The organism is Planktothrix sp. FACHB-1355 (assembly GCF_014748295.1).
GTDB classification, from domain to species: domain Bacteria; phylum Cyanobacteriota; class Cyanobacteriia; order Cyanobacteriales; family Aerosakkonemataceae; genus Aerosakkonema; species Aerosakkonema funiforme_A.
Map to the genome: position 1 here is coordinate 1 of NZ_JACJUP010001022.1, position 2,582 is coordinate 2,582.

Below are 2,582 nucleotides of genomic sequence, written 5' to 3' on the forward strand. Positions count from 1 at the left end.
GGGCCGATCGCATCGGGGATGGGAAAAGTTATCCCCTTTTCAATTAATAATTTGTGTGACGATGTTTGCGTTATTGCAATTTCTTTAGCTATGCGATAGTCCAAAAAAATACCATCATATCCGATGCGAAACATTAAATCTGGAATCGCATCAAGTAGGGCGCGATTTTTGGCTTCGCTCAATTCTAAAGCCTCCTGAGCTTTGCGGCGCTCTAGAATTTCTTCCCGCAGTATAATATTTTGTTCCTCAAGTTGTAGTTGCAGCGATCGCAGTTTAAGCTGATTGCCAATTCGCGATAAAACTTCTGCTTCCTGAAAAGGTTTGCTAATGTAGTCTATTCCTCCCACATCAAAAGCTTTTACCTTATCTAAAACATCATCTAAAGCACTGATAAAAATGACGGGAACTCCGCGAGTTTTTTCATTTGCTTTCAGATGTTGGCAAACTTCATAGCCATTCATCATGGGCATATTTATATCAAGCAGAATTAGGTCTGGCAAAACCTTTTGACAAGCAATTAAGGCTAATTCGCCGTTCAATGCTTTACGAACTGTGTATCCCTGCTCGGTGAGCATTGCCGACAAAAGGCGTAAGTTATCAGGTGTATCATCGACAACCAAAATATTGCTTTTATAAGTATTGGTGCGCTCGTCATTCATTTTAGTATCTCCGTCACCTGTTAATTTGTATAATCATAGTACAAAATAAAACTTGCGCGTTTAATGTTTTTATTTTAAATCCTCGAATATATAATAGCTTTGATAAACTTCACTGGGCTCTTTGGTAGGTGAGCCTTCTGTGTCAGCCATAAAAAAATCGGTTGTGTAGGTACAGTATCGATCGCGTCCCTGTTGCTTAGCTTGATAAAGAGATCGATCGGTCTTAGCAATTAAAGTTTCTGGAGATTCTTGATAATTTCCGACTAGGCTACAGATACCCATGCTTAATGTAATATAATTGCTCACAGAAGAAAAGCAGTGGATAATCTTTAGCTTTTCCACCTCTAACTGGATATTTTTAGCTAGAGATATGGCTCCGTAAATATCTGTGTGAGGCAAAATCGAAACAAACTCTTCTCCTCCGTAACGCGCCACTAAATCTGTCGGACGCTTTACCGCATTGCTAATAGCTTTGGCAACCTCCTTTAAACAAAAATCTCCTGCTAGATGTCCGTAATTATCGTTGTAGGATTTAAAAAAATCGATATCGCACAAAATCAATGATAGAGGTGTTTTATCTCTTGCCGATCGGTGCCACTCTCTTTGTAAGTATTCATCAAAGTGGCGACGGTTGGCCAGTCCAGTCAAGCTGTCCGAACAAGCCAAACGGTGTAATTTTTCATTTGCTTCTTGCAAAGCTGACTCGGCACTTCGCCGTCTCTCTATTTCCTCAAGTAGCAGAGTATTTTGCTGTTTTAGTTGCTTTTGCAATTTTTGAACCGTAAGTTGATTTTCCACTCTTGCCACCACTTCTTCAATATGAAATGGCTTAGTAATATAGTCGGCACCACCGACATCAAAAGCTTTTACTTTGTCCAGCACATCATCCAAAACGCTAATAAAAATCACGGGGATATCGCAAGTTTTTTCATTTGCTTTCAAAGCAGCACAAACTTCATAGCCGTTCATATCGGGCATATTTACATCGAGTAAAATTATGTCTGGCAGTATCTTCTGGCAAGCACTTATAGCTACTTGACCGCTCAAAGCTTTGCGAACGCTATAGCCCCGATTCTTTAGCATAGACGACAGCAGGCGCAGGTTATCTGGCGTATCGTCAACCACAAGAATTTTACTTTTGGGTAGTGCGTTTAAATTTTTACTCATTGTGAGGGTATGGTGAAGTAAAAAGTTGTGCCCTTGTTTACCTGCGATTCCACCCATATGCTTCCGCCGTGACGTTCAACTATTTTTTTGCAGATAGTCATACCAATGCCATTACCTGGGTATTCTCTATAAGAGTGCAGGCGTTGAAAAATTTCAAAAATGCGTTCAAAGTACTGAGGTTCTATGCCAATACCATTATCCTGGACTCCAAAAAGCCATTCACTGCTGTTTTTTAATTGAGCCAAAATTTTTATTTCCGGTATAACTTGAGGACGGCGAAACTTAATACCATTGCTAATTAGATTTTGGAAAAGGCTGATCAGTTGTGTGCGATCGCCCATTAGTTTTGGTAATGGCGAATGGGTAATAGTGGCACCGCTTGAGTTAATTTCTTCGCGTAAATTATCTAGCGCTTCTTCTAGTACGTTTTGGCAATCAGTCAATTCAAGCTCTTGTGTTTCCTTTCCTAACTTGGAATAATCTAGCAAGTCGTCAATTAGCCGCTTCATCCTCCAAGCCGCATTTACGATATGTTCTAAGTATCGCTTATGGTCTGGAGCGAAATCTTTTTCGTATTTACAGCTAATCAGCTGCGTATAACCAATAATCGATTGTAGAGGTGATTTGAGATCGTGAGAAGCGATGTAGGCAAATTGTTCTAGTTCGGCGTTGGCTATTCGCAATTCTTCATTTAATTTTTGCAACTGTATATTTTGCTCGGTGAGTGCGTTATATAGCTGGCGAATAGTCAGTTGA

Annotated in this window: 3 protein-coding genes; all 3 read right to left on the bottom strand. The window is 40.0% G+C overall.

Going from position 1 to position 2,582, the window contains the following annotated elements:
- Nucleotides 1-659 (bottom strand): response regulator (locus tag H6S82_RS33770; protein ID WP_242057143.1); only part of this gene is annotated, 659 nt, incomplete at its 3' end.
- A 69-nt stretch (nt 660-728) separates the two neighbouring features.
- Nucleotides 729-1,826: a PleD family two-component system response regulator gene (locus H6S82_RS28430; RefSeq protein WP_190463650.1), complete on the bottom strand. Its 1,098-nt coding sequence runs from the start codon at nt 1,824-1,826 to the stop codon at nt 729-731.
- Nucleotides 1,823-2,582 (bottom strand): ATP-binding protein (locus H6S82_RS28435; RefSeq protein WP_242057144.1); only part of this gene is annotated, 760 nt, incomplete at its 5' end. The genes H6S82_RS28435 and H6S82_RS28430, both read right to left, overlap by 4 nt.